Origin of the sequence: Acinetobacter sp. A47 (assembly GCF_000805455.1) — a bacterium.
In the GTDB taxonomy this organism is placed as follows: Bacteria; Pseudomonadota; Gammaproteobacteria; order Pseudomonadales; family Moraxellaceae; genus Acinetobacter.
Genome location: NZ_JSUS01000050.1, coordinates 1 through 424, shown reverse-complemented (window position 1 = coordinate 424; position 424 = coordinate 1). Strand labels below are relative to the sequence as shown.

General features: G+C 37.5%; 1 protein-coding gene. It reads right to left on the bottom strand.

Annotated elements, in window-relative coordinates:
* Positions 1 to 49 precede the first annotated feature (49 nt).
* The coding region (locus tag OC23_RS12005; RefSeq protein ID WP_201773436.1) for an alpha/beta fold hydrolase at positions 50 to 424 on the bottom strand (375 nt) is incomplete at its 5' end.

Below are 424 nucleotides of genomic sequence, written 5' to 3'. Positions count from 1 at the left end.
TAATATAGGTACGATAAGACAACATCGCAATTGTACGCGCCGCAATCAATCAATTTCTTCCTCCATCCTCAATTTTATCGTTAAAAGTTGAATCGGCTTCGATAGCCAAACGCTGCGATTCGTTGAACGCAATTCCCCATGGAGAATGTACCGCATTTGTCGCCAACAAAACCAAATTATCCACTTTAACTTGATCAAGTAACGTAAATTCTAACGCTTGTTGACCACCGAGTGAACCACCTATTAATAAATGAATAGTTGAAATTCCTAAATGATCTGCCAACAATTGGTGCGCATTTGCCATATCTTTTATCGTAATTGTAGGAAAATCTCGATAATAAGGCGAATTTGTTTCAGGATTTGTAGACAACGGATTTGTCGTTCCATAATTAGAACCAATCACATTGGCGCAAATAATAAAATG